Annotated in this window: 22 protein-coding genes and 1 pseudogene; 19 read left to right on the top strand and 4 right to left on the bottom strand. The window is 50.8% G+C overall.

Features of this window, described 5'->3' with window-relative positions; genetic code table 11:
* The first annotated feature begins 347 nt into the window (after positions 1-347).
* Complete coding sequence (locus PSAB_RS13870) at positions 348-1,010, top strand: 3D domain-containing protein (protein WP_025335185.1); 663 nt, start codon at positions 348-350, stop codon at positions 1,008-1,010.
* Between the two features lie 78 nt (positions 1,011-1,088).
* Here PSAB_RS13870 and PSAB_RS13865 read toward each other — a convergent pair whose 3' ends face one another.
* Entirely contained in the window at positions 1,089-2,018 is a 930-nt protein-coding gene (locus PSAB_RS13865) for a polysaccharide deacetylase family protein (RefSeq protein ID WP_025335184.1), read from the bottom strand.
* A gap of 236 nt (positions 2,019-2,254) precedes the next feature.
* Here PSAB_RS13865 and PSAB_RS13860 point away from each other — a divergent pair, with 236 nt between their 5' ends.
* The 7 genes from PSAB_RS13860 to mobB all read left to right on the top strand — a co-directional run bounded on the left by PSAB_RS13860 (position 2,255) and on the right by mobB (position 7,940).
* Positions 2,255-2,959, top strand: coding sequence for a dihydroorotate dehydrogenase electron transfer subunit (locus PSAB_RS13860; RefSeq protein WP_025335183.1), 705 nt, complete (start codon positions 2,255-2,257; stop codon positions 2,957-2,959).
* Entirely contained in the window at positions 2,952-3,920 is a 969-nt protein-coding gene (locus PSAB_RS13855; RefSeq protein WP_025335182.1) for a dihydroorotate dehydrogenase, read from the top strand. Before PSAB_RS13860 ends, PSAB_RS13855 begins: the two co-directional genes overlap by 8 nt.
* A 32-nt stretch (positions 3,921-3,952) precedes the next feature.
* Positions 3,953-4,291: a prenylated flavin chaperone LpdD gene (gene lpdD, locus PSAB_RS13850; RefSeq protein ID WP_025335181.1), complete on the top strand. Its 339-nt coding sequence runs from the start codon at positions 3,953-3,955 to the stop codon at positions 4,289-4,291.
* A gap of 68 nt (positions 4,292-4,359) precedes the next feature.
* The gene (locus PSAB_RS13845; protein WP_025335180.1) at positions 4,360-5,028 is read left to right on the top strand and encodes a PspA/IM30 family protein; all 669 of its coding nucleotides are present in this window, start codon (positions 4,360-4,362) and stop codon (positions 5,026-5,028) included.
* A 111-nt stretch (positions 5,029-5,139) separates the two neighbouring features.
* A complete protein-coding gene (locus tag PSAB_RS13840; protein ID WP_025335179.1) occupies positions 5,140-5,646 on the top strand; it encodes a DUF4178 domain-containing protein in 507 nt (168 codons plus the stop codon).
* A 354-nt stretch (positions 5,647-6,000) separates the two neighbouring features.
* Positions 6,001-7,263 carry a molybdopterin molybdotransferase MoeA gene (locus PSAB_RS13835; RefSeq protein ID WP_038595890.1) on the top strand — a complete coding sequence of 421 codons (1,263 nt, stop codon included), beginning with the start codon at positions 6,001-6,003 and terminating at the stop codon, positions 7,261-7,263.
* An 80-nt stretch (positions 7,264-7,343) separates the two neighbouring features.
* Positions 7,344-7,940, top strand: a complete 597-nt coding sequence (gene mobB / locus PSAB_RS13830) for a molybdopterin-guanine dinucleotide biosynthesis protein B (protein ID WP_025335178.1) — start codon at positions 7,344-7,346, stop codon at positions 7,938-7,940.
* 427 nt (positions 7,941-8,367) lie between these two features.
* On the opposite strand, the gene xerS is transcribed toward mobB, so the two are convergent.
* Complete coding sequence (gene xerS / locus PSAB_RS13825) at positions 8,368-9,450, bottom strand: tyrosine recombinase XerS (RefSeq protein ID WP_025335177.1); 1,083 nt, start codon at positions 9,448-9,450, stop codon at positions 8,368-8,370.
* A 151-nt stretch (positions 9,451-9,601) separates the two neighbouring features.
* Between xerS and PSAB_RS13820 the strand changes: the two genes are divergently transcribed.
* From PSAB_RS13820 to PSAB_RS13785, 8 genes are all read left to right on the top strand, one after another.
* Positions 9,602-10,111 (top strand): GNAT family N-acetyltransferase, encoded by a 510-nt coding sequence (locus PSAB_RS13820; protein ID WP_025335176.1) that lies wholly within the window; start codon positions 9,602-9,604, stop codon positions 10,109-10,111.
* Positions 10,112-10,132: 21 nt separating this feature from the next.
* Complete coding sequence (locus PSAB_RS13815) at positions 10,133-10,906, top strand: SDR family NAD(P)-dependent oxidoreductase (RefSeq protein ID WP_025335175.1); 774 nt, start codon at positions 10,133-10,135, stop codon at positions 10,904-10,906.
* Between the two features lie 179 nt (positions 10,907-11,085).
* Complete coding sequence (locus tag PSAB_RS13810) at positions 11,086-11,721, top strand: TetR/AcrR family transcriptional regulator (protein WP_025335174.1); 636 nt, start codon at positions 11,086-11,088, stop codon at positions 11,719-11,721.
* A complete protein-coding gene (locus PSAB_RS13805) occupies positions 11,718-12,602 on the top strand; it encodes a hypothetical protein (RefSeq protein WP_051529771.1) in 885 nt (294 codons plus the stop codon). The genes PSAB_RS13810 and PSAB_RS13805 overlap by 4 nt, the downstream gene beginning before the upstream one ends.
* Before the next feature lie 33 nt (positions 12,603-12,635).
* Entirely contained in the window at positions 12,636-13,112 is a 477-nt protein-coding gene (locus PSAB_RS13800; RefSeq protein ID WP_025335172.1) for a flavodoxin domain-containing protein, read from the top strand.
* Between the two features lie 425 nt (positions 13,113-13,537).
* Complete coding sequence (gene abc-f, locus PSAB_RS13795) at positions 13,538-15,025, top strand: ribosomal protection-like ABC-F family protein (protein WP_025335171.1); 1,488 nt, start codon at positions 13,538-13,540, stop codon at positions 15,023-15,025.
* 248 nt (positions 15,026-15,273) lie between these two features.
* Positions 15,274-15,507 (top strand): hypothetical protein, encoded by a 234-nt coding sequence (locus tag PSAB_RS13790; protein ID WP_025335170.1) that lies wholly within the window; start codon positions 15,274-15,276, stop codon positions 15,505-15,507.
* Between the two features lie 148 nt (positions 15,508-15,655).
* The gene (locus PSAB_RS13785; RefSeq protein WP_025335169.1) at positions 15,656-16,138 is read left to right on the top strand and encodes a GNAT family N-acetyltransferase; all 483 of its coding nucleotides are present in this window, start codon (positions 15,656-15,658) and stop codon (positions 16,136-16,138) included.
* 337 nt (positions 16,139-16,475) lie between these two features.
* On the opposite strand, the pseudogene PSAB_RS26640 reads toward PSAB_RS13785, so the two are convergent.
* Positions 16,476-17,533: pseudogene (locus PSAB_RS26640) on the bottom strand (IS110 family RNA-guided transposase); the annotation flags it as partial.
* A gap of 81 nt (positions 17,534-17,614) precedes the next feature.
* On the opposite strand from PSAB_RS26640, the gene PSAB_RS13775 reads away from it, so the two are divergent.
* Positions 17,615-18,178, top strand: coding sequence for a hypothetical protein (locus PSAB_RS13775; RefSeq protein WP_025335165.1), 564 nt, complete (start codon positions 17,615-17,617; stop codon positions 18,176-18,178).
* A gap of 643 nt (positions 18,179-18,821) precedes the next feature.
* Complete coding sequence (locus PSAB_RS13770; RefSeq protein ID WP_025335164.1) at positions 18,822-19,217, top strand: winged helix-turn-helix transcriptional regulator; 396 nt, start codon at positions 18,822-18,824, stop codon at positions 19,215-19,217.
* Positions 19,218-19,771: 554 nt separating this feature from the next.
* Here PSAB_RS13770 and PSAB_RS13765 read toward each other — a convergent pair.
* A complete protein-coding gene (locus PSAB_RS13765) occupies positions 19,772-21,022 on the bottom strand; it encodes an MDR family MFS transporter (protein ID WP_025335163.1) in 1,251 nt (416 codons plus the stop codon).
* Positions 21,023-21,149: 127 nt separating this feature from the next.
* Here PSAB_RS13765 and PSAB_RS13760 point away from each other — a divergent pair, with 127 nt between their 5' ends.
* Positions 21,150-22,919 carry an ABC transporter substrate-binding protein gene (locus tag PSAB_RS13760; protein ID WP_025335162.1) on the top strand — a complete coding sequence of 590 codons (1,770 nt, stop codon included), beginning with the start codon at positions 21,150-21,152 and terminating at the stop codon, positions 22,917-22,919.
* The last annotated feature ends 282 nt before the right edge of the window (positions 22,920-23,201 follow it).

Genomic DNA, 23,201 nt, shown 5'->3' with positions numbered 1-23,201 from the left:
GATTCTAGCGGTATCTCTTAATTATTCTATCATATCTTTTTTATTTTACCTTTTTCGACAGCTACAATTGTTAACGCAGTGTAAAATATTCCATGTCTGCCAGTGTAAAATAACAAGTTTGTCATCGGAATATGGTTTACATAATAAATAATATGTAACCTATAGTGAGGCTTCTCCTTGTATCGGGCTGTAAATAATTTCAGAATGGTAACAATTACAAATGAAAAGGTTACAAAGTTGTGATATATTCAAAACTGTCGGGTAGCAGCTTAGAGAAATTTTTACATACTTCATTAGGAAAATACATAACCCGAGAATACGTATAGTCGCAAGAGAAGGAGGCCGCAATGAAATTCAGACTGTCACCGTTTAAGTCCGCCGCCGTCATTTTGAGCCTTGGAGCCCTGTTAGTGGCCGCGCCGGCGCATGCCCAAACCATTCACATTGCCGGAGATAAAACTACGTTCTATACAGTAGCCAAAAAATATGGCGTAGGGATCAGCGAATTAGTGAAAGCGAACCCTAAAGTGAACCCGCTTAATGTGTTTCCCGGCTTAAGGCTGGTTGTTCCTGTGAAGGACAACCCTGCCGCTTCTGCGAAGTTGAAGGCTTTGAGCCCGGAACAGCCGGCGCTGCTGGCTGCATCATCAAGCCCCAAGACGGTGGAAGCCTGGGGTAAAACGTTCAGCTATGAGAAAACGCTGCAGGTGAAAGCAACGGCCTATTCCTCGGCCGCAAGCGAGAACGGGAAATGGGGGGCTGTCGATTATTTTGGCAATCCGCTGAAGCTGGGCACCATTGCCGTCGATCCGGATGTCATTCCGCTTGGAACAAAGGTGCTGGTAACGGGATATTCCCATCCTGGACTTCCCAAAGAGGCATTTGTCGCAACCGCCTCCGATAAAGGGAGCGCGATTCAGGGCAAGCGGATCGACATTTTTATTCCCGGAAGCCAGAGCTTTGTCTCCGAATTCGGGTTTCAAAATGTGCAGTTGTACGTCATTAAGTAGTTGTCTTATGAAACGAAGCCAGGCTTAAGTCTGGTTCGTTTCTTTTTTTTGCAGCATGCAGGGTTGGATGTGGGACTTCTACTTCTTCTCCGGCACCTTGAGCATCTCCGGAACGGTAACAAAGGTGTATCCTTTTAGACGCAGCGCCTGGATGATTTCGGGAAGCGCCTCGATGGTGCCTCTCAAATTGCTGCCTACGCCTCCCCCGCCATGCTGAAGAATGATGGAGCCTCTCCCGGCATGAGACAAAATATTGCGCTTCACCTGTTCCTTGGACAGTCCTTTCCAGTCCTGTGAATCAACGTTCCAATTAACCAGTTTGTATCCATGCACCTCCGCCCACTTCAGCTGCTGTTCGTTTATGTCGCCATAGGGAGGACGGATCAGCCTCGGGCGGAATCCCGCAATCCTGTTAATAATATTTTCCGTTCGTATGATTTGGGATCTGAACTTCTGGATGCCCAGCTTGCTGAATTGGGGATGGTTGTAGGAGTGGTTGCCGACACTGTGGCCTTCTCTGACGATGCGTTTGACGAGGAAGGGATGCTTCGCCGCCCGGTTTCCTACTATAAAAAAAGTGGCTTTCACCCGGTATCTCCGGAGAATATCCAAAATTTGCGGTGTGAATCTCGGGTCGGGGACATCGTCAAACGTAAGGGCGATCGTTTTGATCCTTGGCCCGTTCGTCTTGATCACATCGGGATACTTTCGGATCAACTGGCCGAGGGACATCGGCGCGGCGGCGGGTACGGCGGCGGACTTACGGTCTTCGCTGAGAATGCTCCCTGCCGGAGCGCTCTCTGTTTTTCCAGCAGCGCAAGCAGGAGAAGAGCTTGCTGTCGATGTGACCGGGCAAGCCTTGTTGTTAACGGCTTCGCTTTTTGGAAGCTCCGCAGCAGTTGTCTTCGTCTGATGGTTATCTGAAACAGGTGAACAGCCCAGAACACAGCTGATGAATATACAAATGAGGCCCAAAGCAATCCATTTGGCAAAACGGATATGAAACATCTTTTGCGCTCCTTTCATCTAACGGCGTCATTATGTTGTTATTCCTCAATCGGGGGAAAAACATGCGGAGAAGGTTATTTCTCCCGATATTTCGAGCAGCTTCCTTTACGTGTATACTTGAAGTACGGAAGATTAGAATTTGAATAAATAAACATAAAAAGTGTGAAGAATATCACAGATTTTAAACTTCTTCTCAGGCATGTTTAATAAGATAAAATTTGAAGGAGCTTGATATCGTGGGGACGGTTATAAGTAATGAGCGGCTGGCGGATAATGTCTACCATCTCCGGGTGGGCGGAGGATATGGCGGGGAAATGGGACAATTCTACATGCTGCGGGCATGGGGGGCGTATCCGGTGCTGTCCAGACCGCTGAGCATACATCAGGTTAATGAAGAAAGCATCGATTTTCTATATCACGTTGTGGGTGAGGGAACCGAGCTGTTCGCGCAGCTGACTCCAGGAGATTCGATTGGGCTCGAGGGGCCGTTCGGCAGCGGCTTTCCCGCCGTCACCGGACGGGTTGCGCTGATTGGAGGCGGCATTGGCATCGCGCCGCTGCTGTACTGTGCGCGGGAGATTCCGGGCAGCGACGTATATCTCGGCTTCAGCCGCGAGCCTTACCGGACGGAAGAGTTCCGCCCCTACGCCGCTAAGCTGACGGTTGATGTTGGCGGCCTTATTCTGGACAATGTTGATTTTTCGGAGTATGACCATATCTTCGTGTGCGGACCGCATCCGATGCTGAAAGCGGCCCAGCTCAAAGGCATCGCCGCGGCAACCGCGGGAAGCCCGGTCAATGTGTATTTGTCGCTTGAGAACCGCATGGCCTGCGGCATCGGAGCCTGTCTCGTGTGCAGCGTATCCTGCAAGGACGGTCAACGGAAGGCCTGTGCGGACGGTCCGGTATTTTTGGCCGAGGAGGTAGTGTTCCATGATTAGAAACGATGAGCCGATGGCTTTGAATACACAGCTTGATTTGAGCGCCAATATTGCCGGTGTCGCATTTAAGAATCCGATCGTCATGGCGTCCGGCACCTTCGGGTTCGGCAAGGAATATGCGAAATACTATGATGTGAACGAGCTTGGGGGCATTTCCGGCAAAGGGCTGACGCTCAATCCCAAAGCGGGCAATCAGGGAACGCGGGTCTATGAGACACCATCAGGAATGCTCAACAGTGTGGGTCTGGAGAATCCTGGGATTCCTTCGTTTTTGGAAAAAGAATGTGCGTACTGGGAGACGCTGGACACTGCCCGGATCGTCAATCTCGGAGGGAACACGTTCGAGGATTACGTCACGGGAGCGGAACTGATTCAGCAGGACGCCGACCGGCGCAGCGCAGGCGGCCGCAAAGCGGTCGACATGATCGAGCTGAACATTTCCTGTCCGAACGTAAAAGAGGGCGGGATTGCCTTCGGCATCCGGACATGCGACGCGCGCGAGCTGGTGCGGGCTGTCCGGCAGGCGACAAGCCTGCCTTTGTCTGTCAAGCTGTCCCCGAACGCGGAGGATATTGCAAGTATGGCTCTGATGTGCCAGGAAGAAGGAGCCGACGCCGTGTCGCTGATTAATACGATCTCGGGAATGAAGATCGACGTCCGCCGCCGGCGCAGCGTGTTCAATAATCTGTATGCAGGGCTGTCAGGCCCGGCCATTAAACCGATTGCGCTCAGAATGGTGCACCAGGTTGCCAAGAGAGTGAATATACCGATCATCGGTATGGGCGGCATCTCGTCCGCGACGGATATTATCGAATTTATTATGGCGGGAGCGACAGTAATTCAGGTCGGGACCTACAATTTTATGAATTTGCGGGCGGGCCGGGACTTGCTTCTAGACCTGCGGCAGTTTATGATCGAAGAAAATATCAAGTCTTTGGATGAAATCCGGGGCATTATTTAACAAGAGGTTTATATATTAGGGAGGGAATCCTTGTGCCTTTGGAAGCCTTTGATCGAGGCGATATCACGTTGTCCGAAACGGTGGTGGGACAAGATATTTTGCTGCTGATTACGGGTGGAGTCCGGCATATTGGCGCCGCGAGCACCGCCTACATAGGAGAGAACGGTCCCGCAGCGGCGACTTCGGCCGTTCCCGGGCATAAGGAGCATACGATCAGTGAATCGGTCGCCATCAAAGTTGCCGAAGCGCTGCAAAGAACGGTTACGGTTGTCATGGGAATTCATTACGATGATCTGTCCAAGGCGCAAATCGCGCAGGTGGTGGAGATTGTAGAGCGCAAGGTGGAGGAATATTTGGCCGGCAAAAAATGAAACGCGCCGCCGCATTGCTGCGTACAACATATCATCAGGATAAAAACCATCTTTTGGAGGAATGAACCATGTCGATTTTTAAAAGATTGCGTGATTTAACAATGTCCAATATCAATGCAATCATTGATAAAGCCGAGGACCCGATCAAGATGACCGACCAATATATCCGGGACATGACCGAGGATCTGGAGGACGCAGAGAAAGCGGTGGCCGCCCAGATCGCCATCGAGAAGAAATTCAAGCAGTTGTACGAGGAACAGGAAGCGCTGGTGAACAAGCGCACCCAGCAAGCCCACACCGCTGCGCAGGCCGGTAACGTTGACCTGGCCCGCCGCGCGCTGGAAGAGAAGAAGACGGCCGAAGGCAAGCTGACGGAATACAAGGCCAGCTACGATCAGAACAAGGCTTCCGCGGACAATCTCCGCGGCAAGCTGGAAGAGATGCGCAAGCAGCTGAATCAGATGAAGAGCAAGCGCGAGACGCTGGTTGCCCGCTACAACGCGGCGAAGGCACAGACTGAAATCAACAAGGCGATGAGCGGCTTCAGCTCCGATACGGCGGCAGCCGGACTGAAACGGATGGAAGAGAAGATGCTTCAGGCCGAAGCTCAGGCGGAAGCGAGCAACGAGCTGGCTGGCAGCAACAAATCGCTGGATGACGAGTTTGAGAAGCTGGGCAAGGATCAGGCGATCGAAGACGAGCTGGCCGCTTTGCTGAAGCAGTACGAGAAGCAATAACGCTACTCCCGCACATGTTTAGCAGACCGGGATATGCAGGCGGAAGGAGAGACGGCGGCGCCGTTTCTCCTTCGTTTTGCACGGACGAGTTAAAGACAGGGAGGATCAAGGATGGGCATTTGGAAGCGTATCGGCAATTTGTTCGCCAAGGACGAACCGCCCCGGAAGGAGAAGAGCATACTGCAGCTTGCGCCCGGGGATATTTGCGAGGTGTCTCTGGTCACCTATGAGGTGACGGGCCGCGTAAGCAACTTCGGACGGAACGCGGCGCTCCTTACTCTTCGCGACGGCGCGGCGCTCGCCTATTTGCATATCGAGCAGAGGGAAGAACTGAGATATGTATTGTACAAGGCGATTGACGGCCGTCTGGATAGCCTGGCGGAGATTCCCGCCACGATGGAACTTGATGATAATGTGTTCTATTTGGAAGAAGAGTATGAAGGCCATGTATCCGTTGCCGGGCAAACGCCGTTTATGAACGCGGGCGACCAGCATGTCTGGCAGTATCAGTCCGATGACGGCCTGCCACTGCGCATTGAATGGCAGAACGGACGTTTTATGCTGTATGAGGGCGAGAAGATCATTCCCGGCGATGTGAGAGTGATCCGGGCCTCATAAGGTGAAGGGATGAATTCCATAGTAAGGTTAAGCAGGGGGCCGCAGTGGCTTGCCTGCTTTTTTCAAAATACAAGAATTTATAAGTTTCACGCTTATAAAAGACCTTGTATTTCTACGAGAAACGCACTTGCGTCTTGAAAGACGACGTCAGGCGTTTCTTCTTGTATAATCGGTAACCGCGCTGACGCTAGGGAAATTGGGTATGTCTGTCTGCGGTATGCTACAATAAAACGTGCCAGAAAATAGCAGGAGAAATGTCTGCCATTATTCCGAAGCCGGAAGGCCAGAGTTAGCTGGAATTTTGTAAGGGTGATCGTTACATATATAGACAAGCAGGTAAAGGAGGAATAATCGATGACAATACAGGAAGCATCGGACAGTAAATTTGGGCGAAAGGCGATTCAGGTTGGGGAAGCGCAAGTAAGAATCTTGAAATACGCTGCGGCGATGGAGAGCGAGACCGTGCCGCTAGAGCAGTCGATGGGCCGTTATTTGGCTGAGTCCGTAACGGCGCCGCATCCATTTCCGGCGTTCAGACGCTCGGGAATGGACGGGTATGCCGTGGTAGCCGCGGATACAGAGAACTGCCGGGAAGGAGAGTCGGTGTGGCTGAAAGTCGTCGACAACATTCCCTGCGGCGCGGTGCCTTCGGAGAGGATCGTATCCGGGACGGCGGCGCGGATAATGACCGGCGCCCAGGTGCCCGAAGGTGCCGACGCCGTCTTGATGCTTGAGGTGACGGAAACGCGTGAGCTAGACGGCATTCCCTATGTTGGTGTCCGTAAGCCGATACCAGGGGGACGCAATATAACGCCGATTGGCCATGAGCTCAAGCAGGGCGAGCATGTTCTTGCAGCCGGGCACCAAATCGCGGCGGGGGATATCGCCGTGCTGGCGGCGTTCGGTGTGCATGCCGTGCCGGTCGTCCGCAGGCCCAAGGTGGGCATCTTCGCCACGGGGAGCGAGCTGCTGGATGTGAAAGAGCCGCTTCAGCCCGGCAAGATCCGCAACAGTAACTCCCCAATGCTTGAAGCGCTGGTGAGGGAGGCGGGCGGAGTGCCGGTGATGCTAGGTGCAATCGCCGATGAGATTGAACTTGCCAGAAGCAAAGTGCAGGCTGCTCTGGAGAATTACGACCTCGTCATCACGACCGGCGGAGTATCGGTCGGCGATTACGATATCATGGGAGACCTTGTGCGCGAAGAAGCGGGCGACATGCTGTTCAACAAAGTCGCGATGCGCCCCGGCAGCGTAACGACGGCTGCGGTTCGCGGAGGCAAGCTGCTGCTTGCGCTCTCCGGCAATCCGGGCGCCTGCTTTGTCGGCTTCCAACTGTTCGCGCGTCCGGCCATCGTTTCCATGCAGGGCGCGTCCGAGCCTTTCTTGCCGGAATGGACGGTTGTGCTGGGCAAGGACTATCCCAAGGTGAACAACTATACCCGCTTTGTGCGTGCCCGCCTTGAGGTGCACGACGGCAGCGTTTATGCCTTTCCCGCGGGAATCGACGAGTCGTCCGTGATGGTTACGATTAAGGACAGCGATTGCCTGATCATCGTGCCGCCCGAAGAACGCGGGCTGCCCGCCGGTTCGAAGGTTCGGGCGATGATTCTGCCATGAGCCGGCGGTTCATGGGCAGGAGATCGGATTCCGCCCGGGTATTCCGCCGTTATGGCAGCCGGTTCAGGGGGGCGTCAGCGGTGGCGGCTTGGACAGGGTCTGGCACGAACGCGGACGCTCCCGGCGGCCAGTATGGTAGAGGGTGGGCATCCCATCGGCCGGCGGTTTGCCAGTTCGTCGGCTACAAGAATAGCGGCAAAACAACGCTGATTTGCGAATTGATTCCGCGGCTTCGGGCCAAAGGCTGCAGCGTTGCCGTCATTAAGCACGATGCCCATGAATTTGAGGCAGACCGTCCGGGAACAGATACGTGGAAGCAGCGGAAAGCGGGCGCCGAAGCAGTCGCCATCACCGGGGCGGAGCAGTCTTTTATTCTCGAATCCCGCGGCAGGGAGCTGGAGGATTTGATCGAGACTTTTAGCCGGTACGATTATGTGCTTGTGGAAGGCTTCAAGGAGGAGAAGTATCCCAAGCTCGTGCTTGTGCGGGATGAAGCGGGTCTGGAGCTGGCCGAAAGATTAACGGAAGTGGCGGCGGTTGCGATTTGGGGCGATGGGGCTGAGGCCTTACCGGAACGTTTGCCCTTGGGGCAGCGTCGTTTTGGAATAAACGATACGGATGAAATCGCCGACTATTTGTGGCGGGAACGGTCCTTTTTTCAACATTTCAACATATGAAAAATTCACAACAATAAGCAGCCACTTCTTTGCCGCCACAAGATAACACTGAACCAGGCAACAAAAAAATGTCCTCTCTGCGAGGACATTTTAATAGGGATGTCTTTTAAAAGGTGGACATTGCACAAAGTAACCCCCCCGGATGGGTTTTTCAATATATGGACAATGGTAAGCTGATTAACTCTATATGTTGAAGAAATTCGGCTTGAAAGACGCAACATCGCACATATGCCGGTTTTGCCGGAGTGTCCACTATTTAAAAGACATTATTAAGGATTTTGTATCTGTCAAAAGGACAGATCACCTTGTATCAGGTTTTATCTGGGCCGGAACAAAATGTTTACGCCGATTGCCTAAGCAGAGCGGGAAACAGAAATGTACCTAACAAGCATGCCATCAATCAACCAATGCAAAGCTGCTGCGCCACTCAAGACTCCAGCCGCCGCTCGATCGCTTCGGACATCGTCTTGTCGGTCAGGTGTGCGTACACCTCGGTTGTCTCGGTGGAGGCGTGGCCGAGCTGCTCTTTGGTCTTGTAAATATCATTCTGCAAATAATAGTCGGTTGCGAAGGAGTGCCGCAGCTTATGGACGGTTAAGTAAGGCTTGCCGAACCGCTTGGCGTACTTGATAATCATCACCTGTATGGCGCGTTTCGTCATCCGTTTGCTTTCCGGGCTGCCGTTGGGTTTAGCCACGAACAGGGCTTTTTCCTTCTTGGGCGTGTTGTACCGGGAATGACGCAGGCTCAGATACTGCTGCAATTCATCCTTGGCCTGTTCCCGAAAATAAACCGGAGTCTTGAACGTCTCGTCGTTCTGGCCTTTGCGGTAAACATACAGCAGCTTATTGCCGAGATCAAGGTCATCGACGTTCAGATTGACGATTTCCGATACGCGGAGCCCCGAGTTCAGGATGAGGCTGGCGATGCAGGCATCCCGCTCCCGGTTCAGCATAAACGCATAATGGGCCTGCTTATTGCCTTCCACGTCCCGCCCGTAGCCCTCCAGGATATAGCCGACGAATTCGAGGAGTTCATCCTCTTCGAGTATTTTGCCTTTCAGCTTGGCCGCGGTATCTTTTGGCTTATGGATTCTTTTGATCTCCACCTTGGCCATAACGTTGCGCTTCAGCAAGGGATAGAAATTCTCGTCCTCGGCAATTTGGCTGAGGTAATGGAACAGGGAGCGGAGGGCGGACAGCTTGCGGGAAACGGTAATTTTGGAATTCGTGTCCTCCGTCCGTGTAGTCAAGTACAGCCGGTAGCTGGTAACGCTGTCCATATGCAAGGTCTCCAGCTCCAGCAGCGTAACCCCGGCGTTGGTGTCGGCCTGTGACAGCCCTTCCGCGCGCAGCCAACCGAAAAACGATTCATAATCCCGCACGTACTCCAGCAGGGTGGAAGGAGAAAGGTCCGGCAGCTTGTAATCGATGAACTGCTGAACGAACCAGGGCATCTGCGGCAGCTTCAGCTCCAGCTTTTTTCGGTCGCTAATCTTCTGTAAGCTCATGAGTTCACCTATTTTCAGAGATTGTTCTGTGTATGCTCTATTTTAACATGTTCGGACTGGATTTACTTTCCTCGCTCCGCCTTGCTAACGGGAGGTTCAAAGTTATATCATGTGAAGGAATAGAAAAAAGAGACAAGCAGAGGTGACCCCTTTGGAACTTGGACTTGAGCTGGTGCCCGCCGAGCGGAAGCAGATTATCAGCAGACTCATGCAGTTCTATCTATACGACTTCACCCGTTACCTGGATCTCGATGTGGATCGTGACGGCGCGTTTCCCGCCTATCCGGGTCTTGAAGCTTACTGGAACAGCGGCCACAATAAATATCCCTATCTGATCACCTGTGACAACCGTCCGGCCGGATTTGCGCTCGTTGACAGGCTTCTGCGGAGCAGCGAAGGACAGTATTATATGACGGAGTTTTTTGTGATGCAAAAATATCGCCGCTCCGGCGTCGGAAAGTGGGCGGCTCACCGGCTGTTCGACATGTTCCCCGGCGACTGGAAAGTTTCCCAGATCCGGGCCAACGAGCCTGCCCGCAGCTTCTGGCACCGGGTAATCGGTGAATACACGAAGGGCTCGTTTAAGGAAAAGTTCAATCCGCAGCAGGGCAATCCAAGCCAGTATTTCAGCACGCTGAACGCCGGCAAGGTCAATAAATAACATAGACAGGAGCGGATCATCATGTATTTACCTTCTTTCAGACTGGATGGCAAAAAAGCGCTTGTTACCGGAGCCGGAAAGGGCATCGGCCGCGCGCTGGCCATCGGGCTGGCCGAGGCCGGCTGCGATGTGGCGCTGCTCTCCCGGACGATTACCGATCTGGAGGAAACCGCGGCGCTGATTTCGGAGCATACTTCCGCCAAAAGCTACTGTTACCCGGCGGACGTTACCCAGCGCGAACAGATGGAGGAAGCCTTCGGACGGGCCGCGGCCGACCTGGGCGGGCTGGATCTGCTCGTCAATAATGCGGGCATGAATATCCGTACACCCGCGCTTGAAGTGACCGATGTGGAGTGGGAGGCGATTATGGCCACCAATCTGAAATCAGCGTTCATCGGCTCGCAGCTGGCGGCGGGACTGATGAAAGAGCAGGGCGGCGGAAGCATCATCAACATTTCGTCGGTTGGCGGCCATACGGCGCTGCGGACAGGCGTAGTCTACGGGGCAACCAAAGCGGCCATGATCCAAATGACCAAAAATCTCGCGCTGGAATGGGCCCAGTACGGCATCCGCGTCAACGCGGTAGGGCCCTGGTATTTCCGCACCCCGCTCACCGAAAAGGTGCTGGCGGACGAGCAGTACTTAAAGCGGATTCTGGACCGTACGCCTCTCGGGCGAATCGGCAACTTGGAGGAACTGGTCGGTCCGGTCGTTTTTCTGGCCTCCGACGCGGCTCATTACATGACGGGCCAGACGCTGATCGTGGATGGCGGCATGAGCATTTTCGGATTTTAATAGTCAGGCAAAGGCAATCCGGCAGAACCGGGTTGCTTTTTTTATTGCAGCTGCATGATATTCCGTCTGTTTTTATGGGCAAAAGCTCATTGACAATAGTTGGAACGGACTCTATAATCAACAGTGTTTAATACATTGAACAGTGTTCAAAGTTGGGGTTGAAGGGAGTTACGGCCATAATGAAAAGGCATGAGCGGCAGGAACGGGAGCGGGATGAAAGGCGGAAGGCCATTTTGGATGCGGCGGGCCAAATTGCGTCTGAAGAAGGATTGGAGCGCCTGTCTATTCGGAAGATTGCAGAGCGGATCGAATATTCGCCCGGCATTATTTATCACTATTTTTCGGGCAAAGAAGCGATTGTCGAGCAGCTCCTTCAGCAAGATTATCAGCAGTTTGTCTCGGATCTGAGAGCAGAAGGCGCCAAAGAGACACGCCCCGAACGTGTATTTGAGCAGACGATGCGCCATTTCATTGAGACCTCGCTTGCGGACGGTTCCCGTTACCGGAACATTATGCTGAATGAATCTCCTTCCGTGCTGTCCCAGACCGCGGTGCTGTTTCGCGGAGCCTCGGAGCAGAGGGCCGCGATCGGCATGCTGTGCGGGATTTTGCGGGATTTTGAGAACATGCGGGATAAAGAGGACAGCGAGATCGAACGGACCGCCCAGATTATCTGGAGCGCCGCGTTTGGCCTCATACTTAGACTGACGGTGGAGAAGGAGATACCGGCCGAACAAAAGGAGAAGCTGATCGACACATATATTGCACTGATGCTGGCTGCCGCTAAGGACTTGCCCGGAGGATCAAGCCAATGACAGAAGGAAGATGCGGGATGAAGAACATGAAAGGGGTTACCCTGTTGTCGGTCCTGATTATTCTGCTTGCGGCGATCGCTGCGGGAGCCGGGCTGCTGACCGGGGGAGGTCCGGGTGAACATGCTTTTAGGTCGGTTCGCGGCGAGTCCGTAACCCTGTACGGCCAAGGATTGTATAAGAACGAATCGGTATCGATGGCTGCGCAGGCAATAGGCCAGGATTTGGTTACCTTGGTGCTTGGCGTGCCGCTGCTGTGCGTTTCGCTTTGGATGGCCCTTAAGGGAAGAAGAAACGGACATTTGCTGCTTACGGGAACGCTCGGCTATTTTTTGTATACGTACGCGTCTTACACTTTTTTATCCATGTATAATCCGCTGTTTCTCATGTACACGATTCTTTTCTCGGCGAGCTTGTTTGCCTTTATCTTCACCTTGAATGCTCTGCAAAAAGATCGGGACCGCCTGTTCAAAGACACGCTTCCTGTCAGGAGAATCGGCATTTTCTTGCTGTTTATCGGCAGTTCAATCTTCATGCTGTGGCTTGGCAAAATCCTGCGTCCCGATCCCGTTAGCGGCGCGCCGGTGGGCCTTGAGCATTACAGCACTCTGGTTATCCAGGCGATGGACCTCGGTGTCGTTGTTCCGCTGAGCATAGCAGCAGGCATACTGGTTCTTCGCAGGCGGACAATCGGATTTTTGCTGGCGTCCGTAATGATTGTAAAAGGAATATCGCTCCTTACGGCGATCTCCGCCATGCTGGGCATGATGCTGTATGAAGGCGTGAACGTATCCCTGGCGGAACTTGTTCTGTTTCCGTGCTTTACAATGTGGGCTTTGTACAACTTTGTGCTGCTGTTGAAACATACGCGGCAACCGGCATAATGGATGTTTATTCTGGCAAAGCGGGGGAGAAAAATGAAGACGTTGATTTTGTTCACGACGAGGCACGGCTGCACGACTAAGGCGGCGGGCTTGCTGCAAGCCCGGATGGGGCAAGGGACGGACGCGGTAAATCTGATGACGGATTCGGTTCCTGAGCTATCGGAGTATGAAACGGTTATTTTGGGCGGATCGATCTATTATGGCGGAATTCAGAAGCAGATGACCGAATTTATCAACAAAGAGCAGTCCCGGCTCGCCTCCAAAAAAATTGGTCTGTTCATCTGCGCAGCCGAACCGGAAGAGAAAGCGCGTAAGGAACTGGAGGGAGCGTTTCCGGACGTTTTGCGGACCCGGGCGGCCGCTGCGGACGTCTTCGGAGATGAACTGGATTACAGCAAGCTGTCGCTGCCGGAGAGGCTTATTTTTCGGGCGGTAAAAGGCAAAAGCAAGAAGGGAAAGGGCTTGTCCCTGGAAAAAATCGACCGGTTTGCGGCAAAAATGCTGATGTAAATGTCAGAAGAAAATAAAGTAATAGGCTGATGACGCTTCATTAAGCTCTAACGGGCAGGATAGTGAAATAACAGGAATCAAGCGAAGGAGCATGGCGGAGCTTCGCAAGGCTTCAGCTTAAACGGGACGGCGCAGGTTGTAGTTAAATTACGATTGTGATAAACTGTACGTAATTTTGATGACGGGAGTTGAACGAATACATGTAGAACTTTCTTGCTGCGAGATCACGAAAAGAACGGACTCAGCTATCGGCTGTGGTTGGTTTATTTCGTCTCTGCAAGAAAGGTCTGCATTTTGTTTGCGCTCCCTATCCGGACAGTCATCCGGCCCCTTGGAATGGGGCCGGATTTCCTCGTATGGATCAGAGCCGCAAGAAAGCACCTTTCTTGCGGCTCTTTTTATTTCCATACGAAAGGATGATCGCCATGCCCGCGATACAGGTATCCAATCTTACTTTTGCCTATCCAGGTAGCTATGACCTTATATTCGAAAATGTTCATTTTCAAATCGATACAGACTGGAAGCTGGGGTTTACAGGGCGAAACGGTCGAGGGAAAACGACGTTCCTTAACCTGCTGCAGGGGAAATACGAATACAGCGGCACGATCTCCGCACCGGTTGCTTTTGATTATTTTCCGTTTCCCGTCGAACATCCGGAATATTTGACCGTCGACGTCATCGAAGAGATCGTGCCAGGCTATGAGCGCTGGAAGTTGATGCGCGAACTGAACCTGCTTAAGGTTTCGGAAGACGTGTTGTACCGGCCATTCGAATCGCTGTCCCAAGGCGAGCAGACGAAGGTACTGCTGGCCGTGCTGTTCATCCAGGACAATCGATTTCTGCTCATTGATGAGCCGACCAATCATCTCGACTTTCACGCACGAAAGCTTGTTGGCGATTATCTGAATACGAAACGCGGTTTTATTCTTGTTTCACACGATCGGGCATTTCTCGACCGCTGCGTCGATCATATTCTATCGATCAACAAAACGAATATCGAAATCCAAAAAGGCAGCTTCTCCAGCTGGTGGACGAACAAAACTCGCCAGGACACGTTCGAATTGGCACAAAACGAAAAGTTGTACAAAGACATACAGCGTTTATCGACTTCTGTCAAACGCACGAGCGGCTGGTCTCACGAGATCGAAAAATCGAAAAACGGCACACGAAACTCCGGCTCCAAGCTGGACAAGGGATACGTCGGTCACAAAGCAGCAAAAATGATGAAACGCGCGAAATCCATCGAGCAGCGGCAAACCGCCGCTGTAGAGGAGAAGTCGAAACTGCTCCGAAATATCGAACAGTCAGAAAGCCTTGTGATTTCTCAGCTCGCATATCCCAAATCCGAACTGGTCGTGCTGGATCACGTCACGATTTACTACGGGGAAAGACCGGTTTGCGAGAACGTTCGTTTGACGATCGAACAAGGGGATCGGATCGCAATTTCAGGTCCAAACGGTTCGGGCAAGTCTAGCTTGCTTCGCCTGCTCAACGGCGAGGCGCTTCACTATACAGGCACGTTTCGGCTGGAGCCGCAGCTTCGCGTTTCCTATGTATCCCAGAGTACCTCTCATCTGCGAGGATCACTTTCCGATTATGCAGCAGAGCACGGAATCGACGAAAGCTTATTTAAGGCCCTGTTGCGTAAACTTGATTTCGCGCGCATCCAGTTTGAGAAGGATATGTCGGCGTTTAGCGGCGGGCAGAAGAAGAAGGTTCTGATCGCGAGAAGCCTATGCGAAGAGGCTCATCTGCATATTTGGGACGAACCGCTCAACTTTGTCGACGTGATTTCCCGGATGCAGATTGAAGAGCTGCTGCTTGAGTACGCGCCGACCATTGTGTTCGTGGAGCATGATCGGGAATTTCACGACCGTGTCGCCACGAAAACGATTGAACTCGGTGGGGGTTAGATTTATGCAAAGTGACTAGGAGTTAAACATGATTTCAACGGCAGAAAGCTTTACAAACAACTTTTATGAAAAGGGGGAAGATTGAATTAACGGGAAACGATAGCGCTTCGACGGAACTCACCCAACAAATTGGGCAGACGCATGGGGAATTTCATCGTTATGGCTCCCTTTATAAAGTATACTCATGCTGGCAATGGACAACGCTTAAGGATAAATAAATATTTTCTTACGCGGGAGGTCATCGCTTCTTGAAATTTGAACTTGGACGTTGCTTGCTGAATGAACGATTGATGGAATCCGGAAAGTCAGCGGAATGGCTGGCAAAAGACTTGCTTTTTAAACCCGAACGAGTTTACGACTTTATTGAAGACAAAAGAGTGATGCCACTCAAAATTGCCATATCGATCGCCGATTCCATCGGTTGTGATGTTCGTGCCTTGTATGAATTAATTCCGAACGAATATGAAGTAAAGGGAGATTAACGGAATATGTGGCAGGTGGCATTAATGCTACAAATGTGATCCATTAAGCTTACGGGCAGTATAGTTCCAGTATGTGGTATTATAAAGGGTGCTGCAATGGTATTAAAAATGCGAATCATCTCTTTAACAATCTAAAGGAGCTCTTGTAATGAAAGTTGTGAACGCTACAAAGGATGATCTGAACGAATGGTTGGAATTAGCTTCTGAAGTCGAAAACCTCTTTGGTCCAATGGTAAGTGATCCAAAATTTATTCAGGCTATAGTGAAAAATATTAATCAATGTAGCGCATTTTGTGTGAGGGAAAACGATGGATTGCCAGGATCACGCTTACTGGGCGGAGTTTTATTTTCGTCAGCAGGTGCCCCAAGCTACAAGATTGGATGGTTAGTGGTTTCATCCCGAGCAAGAAACAAAGGTATAGCAACGGAACTACTGCGACATATATTGAAACTTGTTGAAGTCCCAGCAGAAGTATCAGTTACTACATTTGGTGATGATATTCCAGATGGACGACCTGCAAGAAAGTTATATCAGAAGTTTGGATTTGTGCCTCAAGAGGACTTAATTCCAAATGGTCCAGAAGGTGGTAGTCGTCAGAAATTCAAGCTGATTATAACACAGAAGGCTTAAGCTCCCTCAATATGATTTAGTTTTCTCATTCAGGCTCATGAATTCGCAGGATTTCACCTTTAGCTAAGTGTCAAATAAGAAGGGAACAGAGGAGGCGGTGGCTTGGAACACCTGTAAGGGCATGCAAGAATAAAGGTGAGAGTATATCACCCAATTTGTTCCATATCCTGCATGTCTCCATGTCGCCCCTAGCGATTTTCACTCCCATGTCGGAACGGGTCCGAGCCCTTTTGTTTATTGCCTCCCGATACTCCGTGCTTCTTGTCCATCCTGCGAATGCATCAACTGGTGAAATAACGCGCCCTAGCGGCTTGCGGAAATACTTTAACTGAACTATAGCTTCGTTGTTCTTGGCCAGGCTAACAAGCATTCGGGCCACTTTACCACATAATTTCATAATAGATTTCATTTTCTTGAGCTTTTTCACGTCTACATTGTAGTGGTGCAGGGCTCTTACATTCGGATTGGTCATAACCATACACATCGTCATGAGAAAGAGAAAACGCCGGAGACGAGGGCGACCGCGCTTGCTGAGCGCCATTTTCCCACGCCATTTCCCGGAACTGGCCTCAGACACGTTTAGACCCGCATGACGAAGCAAGGCATTTCCGTGTACGTAACCACTAAGATCGCCAGCCTCTCCTAACACACCGGCTAGACTGGTTATATTTACAACTCGAATGGCAAGCAGCTTTTTGACATAAGGGATGCGCTCAAGAACTGGAGTTCATCCTCAATTTGCTCAAGCTGGCGCTGGGCCAAGTCGTATTCTTCGAGCAATTGATCTATGTGCAGTTTATAGGCGTGCAATGCCTGATTAACACCAACGCTGCGTTTAGCGAGCGATATAAACAGCTCAGTACGCTGTAAACCCGCATGGCGCTTCACATATTGTTTCCAGCCGGCAATGACTTGCTCGGTCGTTAACCGGCTATTTTCCTTCGGGAGAGGAAACAGTTGGCCATGAGAATCCGCAGTTCCTCGTAGGCTTCTGGGTTGAACCGCACAGGAGAATAGTAGCTCTATTTAATCATATCTGCGATGACGAGTGCGTCTTTCCGGTCACTTTTCGATGGGGGATTGTCTCGGTTTTCCTTGTTCTTTTTGACGAGGTGGGGATTCACGAGAACAGCCTCAATTCCTTTGTCTGAAAGCCAGCGAGCTAGGCTTAACCAGTAATGGCCGGTAGGTTCCATGCCAACGATGATTTTGTTAAGATTGTAAGACTTTAGCAGATCTTGAATCCACCGGCTAAACTGTTGAAAGCCCTCCGTGGCTGCCGAACTCAAGTGGCAATCCCAGTGCAATTCCCCGATAGCTGACCGCGCGAGAAACATGAGCTTCCTGAGCGATATCTACGCCGACTACAAGATGCTTGTGCAAAGACCAAATTATTCATTCTACAGAAATTCTAACGGGCAGTTTTGTTAGGTCCCATTTTATGGTAGTATATTTCCATGAACTGGGAGGTGGGTAATGAACAGAATTGCAATGTATAGTTATCGACTCAAAGAAGTAACAAAGCCAAGTATCTGGCAACAGAAGCTAATTTGGGCTGTGGCGAGGTTAACGAGAGGCATGAACAAACGTATCGGATTTCTTTTGTTAGCTATGTTTCTTGTACTAACTGGCTGTAAAGAGAACAACAATGTTTATTCAGGTATAGAGAAAAATAATATCGAAGGTTTGGCAAATGCAGATAACATAGAATTTATCAATGAATATAAGGGGCATACCGACCATTGGGCCGCGATGTATATCGTCTACAAATACAAAAATGATGAAAATCATACTGCGCGACTGTTTTTAAAGTATATTGCCAAGGAATCTAAACCGACTGGTGAATTAAGATATGAGTATGATACAGAAGGTGGAGCAGATGGACATGGTACTTTGTCAAGAACCGAATCGCAAGCTGGGATTTATAATCTAGGTTCCACAGGAGGTAATGGCGCCATTGCAGACAAAAATTCTTTGGTGAAGATGCAGGTAGATTGGAATGGAAATTCAGAAACATTTGAACTGAAACCCGAAATGTGACTTTTTAAAGTATACCTAAAATGAAGTTTTTTGAACTAAAGGGAAACGATAGTTCAATGAAACAGCGACAGTCTAGGTCTTTATTTTTTCGTCCTTGTCTGTCGCTGTTTCATTTTTTAGGGTTAGCCTAACACTTATAATGCTGACAGTAAAACAAAATTAAGTTCACGTAATAAATATTATGTTAACTAAGACCGTAAGCAATAGTTTCCAACCGTTTGCAAACGATTTGGAATCCTTCGAGGGTTTGCCCATAAATGGGACGAACCAAACGTCAAGAAGACAAATAAGAAAAACTTTCAACATATGAAAAATTCATAATAGGAGCATTATCTCATAATAGGAGCATTATCTTTTATTTTTCCTAATACGAGGCTCCTGGCTGAGCACGATTGCGCCGGTGACAACAGTCCGAATGTGCGGCGTAGCGTATTACCGGCGTTAAAATCGAGCATAATTTCTCCGAGAAGGAAAGGAGATGTCCGTCACTCCCATATGGCAATTACGGTCTGGTATATGTTATTATGTAACTAACCATCATTATTGAATAGCACATACTTTCAAGTACCGTAGTACCTTCTGAGTACCATACGTACTTTTTGGTGCCCATAAAATAACCGAACCTTACTGGAGGCGGATGAGCATGACTCAAAAGAAATACAATATTCCGGTGGAAGCTACCCTTGAAATTATCGGAGGCAAGTGGAAATGCGTCATTCTGTGTCATTTGACTCATGGCAAGAAGCGGACAAGTGACCTGAAGCGACTGATGCCTGCCATTACGCAAAAGATGCTGACCCAACAGCTCCGGGAGCTGGAAGAGGACGGGATCGTTAACCGGATCTGCTACAATCAGATCCCTCCGAAAGTGGAATATGAGCTGAGCGAGTATGGCTGGAGCCTGAAGTCGATCCTCGATTCTCTTTGCGCTTGGGGAGAAAGACATATCATTCAGGAATATGGCGACAAATTCGCTGTGCTGGAAGATAATATTTTGAATAAGAACAGTATGGTGAAGGACGGTCAGCCCGTCGTCTGATCCGTGTCTGTTACACGGCCATTCATACTTTAACAAAAGGCCGCAGCCGCATTCTGCCATTTTGATAGCTTGATGTAATGCAGGTTGTCAGCAGAAGAGAGACGCCGCGTCAAAACGCGTTAACAGCCGAATAGTTTGTACCAATGCTTGCCGTCCCAAAGGACGGCTTTTTCTTGTTGCAATGTTTAAGGATATGAAAAATTCATAATAGGGACCCCGGTGCTAAGCAGGAAGGAGGTAAGCAGGAGTTGCAGCTTTAGTTTACATAATAAATATTATGTAAACTAAAAACGAGCGAGAGGCCCCTTTAACACTTTACTGAAAATAAATAACAATTTAGAAGGAATTTCGTTCCACGCATCTTCCTAATTCCTATATTTCAACATATGAAAAATTCACAATAACAAATCAACAATCATTCTCTCCCTTGCATCACCACTCTAATCAAATCATCCTAGCACTCCAACAATACAATCCAAACGGAAAAAGGGTGCCGAAGCACCCCTAATAACCGATCCTGTTGGTTGATGATTTAACTTAATATCGCCCGTTGGTCAAACCGCCTTTTCCTTGCCTTCGATACACTGGATGCTGATGGAGCGTTCCCGTGCCGACAGGCGGCGGTGTGCGGTCAGAAGGAAAGGCAGACCGAGCGCGGTCGATAGCGCCAGCGGGATGAACAGGGAAAGTCCATGCTCCGAACCCATTTGGTCAAGCAGCAGGCCGCCTTGAATCGGCGCCAAGACGCTGCCAATGCCGTTGAAGCCGATCGTGCCGAAGTAGGTTCCTTTCCATTCCGGCTTGGCGACCCGGTCAATCAGCATATCCATCATCGTGAACAGCAGCACTTCACCGATTGTAAACAGCACAACGCCAAACATCAGCAGAGGCAGGCCGCCGGCCACCCCGAACAGAATCATCGATGCCGAGACGCACACATTGCCGAGAATGAGCGGTATGACCGGCGGCATGTGGCGGAATGTCCGCACAACGGGAAATTGGACAACAAGTACAGTGATTGCGTTAAGCGACAGCATGTACGAAAAGGCTTTTCCGCCGTTTGCAAAATGGGGATTAAGCGCCAAATACTGCGCCAGCGTCGAACCGAAATGCCCGTAGCCAAGCACGCAAAAGATGGTGCCGATCAGGATCGGCAGAAACACACGGTCCCGTCCTGTCACGGACAGCGCTTCGCGCAGCTGAGGCGCCTGGGCCCTGGATGGCGCCGAGAGATTCTTGCCGTGAACGGCGAACTGCAGGACGAGCATAAGCCCGTAGGCGATATACACGGTAGCGGCGATCAGGAACGGGGAGGTCGACTGTGCCGAACCGAGCTGAAGGCCAATGATCGGGCCGAACACAACACCGAGATTAATAGCGGCGTAACGCAGATTGAAGACAAGCAGCTTATGTTCGCTTGGCGTGATATCCGACAGCAGCGCCCGCGAGGTTGGCTCGAAGACGGCGCGGCACAGCCCGTTAAACATGTTGACAACCAAAAACACCCACAAATGGCCGGCCATGGCGAAGCCGACGAACACCACGGCCCAGCTGAAAATGGATACGAGCATAACCTTTTTTCGCCCGATAATATCCGATATGTAGCCGCCATAGAACGATACCGAAACGCCGGCGAGCGAGCTTACGGCAATCGTAATACCGGTCTGTGTCGGGGTTGCGCCCAGCACTTTGGTCAGATAGATAGACAAAAATGGGATGCTCATTGAGGTTACCAGCCGGCCGAACATGGTGCCGACGATAATGGTCCATGCCAGTGGATGAATGTGGCGTAATGTTTGTTTCATCGGGTTCTCCTTCAAAGCTATAGTATTGTCATCCGAGATCAGATATAGATATAATTGTAATATTATAAAGGGGAAGGAAAAGTGAAATCTTACATAAGATGTTTTCACCTTTAAAGGAGTGAGGCCGGTGGAAATAAGCGACGTCCATTTTATGCGGCTGGCAGCCGCTCTGCAGCCTTCCGAAAGACCAGAAGAACCGATTCGCGTAACCATTGAGCAATTGTCTGGTCTGCTCTGCTGCACACCGCGCAACGTGAAGTTCATTCTGCGGCGGCTGGAGGAGAAAGCGCTGATTTCGTGGAAGCCGGGGAGGGGAAGAGGTCATACTTCTTCGCTGGCTTTTCTGCGGAGTATGGAAGAAATACAGGAAGATACGTTCCAGGAACTGCTAGTTCAAGGGAAAATCAAGGAAGCGATCGAGCTGATCGGAGCGCCCGAGGTGAGCAGTCTCCTGAGAGAAAGGCTCTGGACCGAGCTTAATCGGCAGATGGGCTTTCACAGTGAACCGGAAGCTTCTACGGGGCAGGATGTGCTGCGTATGATGCGGAACCGCCATTTGGAGAGGCTGGACCCGGCTTTTGTGTTTACGGCATTTGAAGCATACATAATAGGGCAAGTCTGCAATACACTGGTGAGCTATGATGCCGCCAGCAAAGGGTTCCTTCCGGGGCTGGCCCATACGTGGGAGCACAGCGACCAGTATACCCGCTGGACCTTTTATTTGCGGAAAGGGGTCCGCTTTCATCATGGGAAGACCATGACGGCGGATGATGTGAAATACACGTTGGAAAGGCTGTTTCAGGTGGACAGTCATGCCTTGTGGCAGTACCGGGACATTGCCGAGGTGAAGACGAAGGGAGATTATACGATTTCTTTTTGCCTGAGCCGACCGAATCTGTTCTTTCTGCATCTGATCGGTAGCTTGTACATGTCTATTCTGCCCAGCGACGTTGTTTTTTCGGGAATCCCTACCGGTACCGGTCCTTTTCGTATCACCAATCTGAACAAAGATGTATTGACACTTACCGCATTCGACAGCTATTACGGCATACGGCCGCTGCTGGATAGAGTGGAGATCTGGTTCCTGCCGGACCGGGCGAGCAGCGTCCGCCATTATGAGCTTTCCGGCCCCGAAAACGATGAATTGATGGCCTGGAATCAATACAACAGCAGCATCGATTACCCTGCGCTCGGCTGCCGGTATATCGTATTCAATTTACGGCGTGAAGGGGTTCATCACCGAAAAGAGATTCGCGAGGCTCTGCGTATTGCGTATGACCGGGTCGCCTTGATTCGTGAACTGAGGGGCAGCCGCTATACGCCTGCGGACAGCTTATTGCCCTGGATCAGCAGCGAGCGTCAAGTACAAGAGAGGCCGCTCAAGGAGGCCGAGGAGCTTCTGCGCCAAGCGGGGTATGCCGGGGAGCCGATACAGCTGGCCTATCCGCCCAAGAAGGAGGAAAGCGAGGAGGCCGAATGGCTGGAAAAACGGTGCCACGCCATCGGTCTCCATCTCGTGCTTTATCCACTCCATCCCGGCAGGTCTGCGGAGGAAATTTTGCACAATGCCGATCTGCTTATCGGGGAAGAGGTGCTGGAAGACGACTGGGAGTGGGGGATGATGAACTTTTATAAAAATCGGCGGAATTACCTCCATTATCTGTTCAATCCGGCGCAGACGGAGCTTCTGGACCGGGAAACGGAGAGGATTTTTCAGCTTACCAAACCGGAACGGGTCTCGTGTCTGCTCCAAGCGGAACAGCTTGCCCGGGACAACTTCTGGATTCTCCACGGCTGTCACCTGAATAAGCGAGCAAAGCTCAGCCAGAGCCTGCTTGGCCTGCATACTGGCTCTTTTGGGTTTCTGGATATTTCCAGGTTGTGGGTGAAGGTATAAAGTTATTTTGTCATAGCATTTTGATAACGTGATGTACCACCCTGGAGGGTCTGGAGCGGTGAAGCTTTGCTGCTACGGGCCTTTTTCGTATTATTAGGTCAGCCAGAAACTTCTGGTTGGCCTAATTTTGTAGTTGTTTTAAGATGGCGGTAGCCGGGAGAACGAGGGTCTTTTAGGGGAATATACCCCGGAGCAAAAACTGTTCTCCCACTGCCTCCAATGACCATGTTTGAGCTGGTAGGGGCAATGGACCCCGCATCACAAGCGAAGCTATGGGTTTGG

This window comes from Paenibacillus sabinae T27 (genome assembly GCF_000612505.1).
In the GTDB taxonomy this organism is placed as follows: Bacteria; Bacillota; Bacilli; order Paenibacillales; family Paenibacillaceae; genus Paenibacillus_AQ; species Paenibacillus_AQ sabinae.
Note: the sequence above shows the minus strand (reverse complement) of the source record. Positions and strands in the feature narration are given on the sequence as shown.

Bases quoted from the DNA above. Each gene is read 5' to 3' on its own strand.
- PSAB_RS13870 (WP_025335185.1), top strand. From the start codon at position 348: ATGAAATTCAGACTGTCACCGTTTAAGTCCGCCGCCGTCATTTTGAGC.
- PSAB_RS13865 (WP_025335184.1), bottom strand. From the start codon at position 2,018: ATGTTTCATATCCGTTTTGCCAAATGGATTGCTTTGGGCCTCATTTGT.
- PSAB_RS13770 (WP_025335164.1), top strand. From the start codon at position 18,822: ATGACTCAAAAGAAATACAATATTCCGGTGGAAGCTACCCTTGAAATT.
- PSAB_RS13815 (WP_025335175.1), top strand. From the start codon at position 10,133: ATGTATTTACCTTCTTTCAGACTGGATGGCAAAAAAGCGCTTGTTACC.
- PSAB_RS13785 (WP_025335169.1), top strand. From the start codon at position 15,656: ATGAAAGTTGTGAACGCTACAAAGGATGATCTGAACGAATGGTTGGAA.
- abc-f (WP_025335171.1), top strand. From the start codon at position 13,538: ATGCCCGCGATACAGGTATCCAATCTTACTTTTGCCTATCCAGGTAGC.
- PSAB_RS13775 (WP_025335165.1), top strand. From the start codon at position 17,615: ATGAACAGAATTGCAATGTATAGTTATCGACTCAAAGAAGTAACAAAG.
- PSAB_RS13845 (WP_025335180.1), top strand. From the start codon at position 4,360: ATGTCGATTTTTAAAAGATTGCGTGATTTAACAATGTCCAATATCAAT.
- PSAB_RS13765 (WP_025335163.1), bottom strand. From the start codon at position 21,022: ATGAAACAAACATTACGCCACATTCATCCACTGGCATGGACCATTATC.
- PSAB_RS13805 (WP_051529771.1), top strand. From the start codon at position 11,718: ATGACAGAAGGAAGATGCGGGATGAAGAACATGAAAGGGGTTACCCTG.
- xerS (WP_025335177.1), bottom strand. From the start codon at position 9,450: ATGAGCTTACAGAAGATTAGCGACCGAAAAAAGCTGGAGCTGAAGCTG.
- PSAB_RS13855 (WP_025335182.1), top strand. From the start codon at position 2,952: ATGATTAGAAACGATGAGCCGATGGCTTTGAATACACAGCTTGATTTG.
- PSAB_RS13800 (WP_025335172.1), top strand. From the start codon at position 12,636: ATGAAGACGTTGATTTTGTTCACGACGAGGCACGGCTGCACGACTAAG.
- PSAB_RS13840 (WP_025335179.1), top strand. From the start codon at position 5,140: ATGGGCATTTGGAAGCGTATCGGCAATTTGTTCGCCAAGGACGAACCG.
- PSAB_RS13810 (WP_025335174.1), top strand. From the start codon at position 11,086: ATGAAAAGGCATGAGCGGCAGGAACGGGAGCGGGATGAAAGGCGGAAG.
- PSAB_RS13835 (WP_038595890.1), top strand. From the start codon at position 6,001: ATGACAATACAGGAAGCATCGGACAGTAAATTTGGGCGAAAGGCGATT.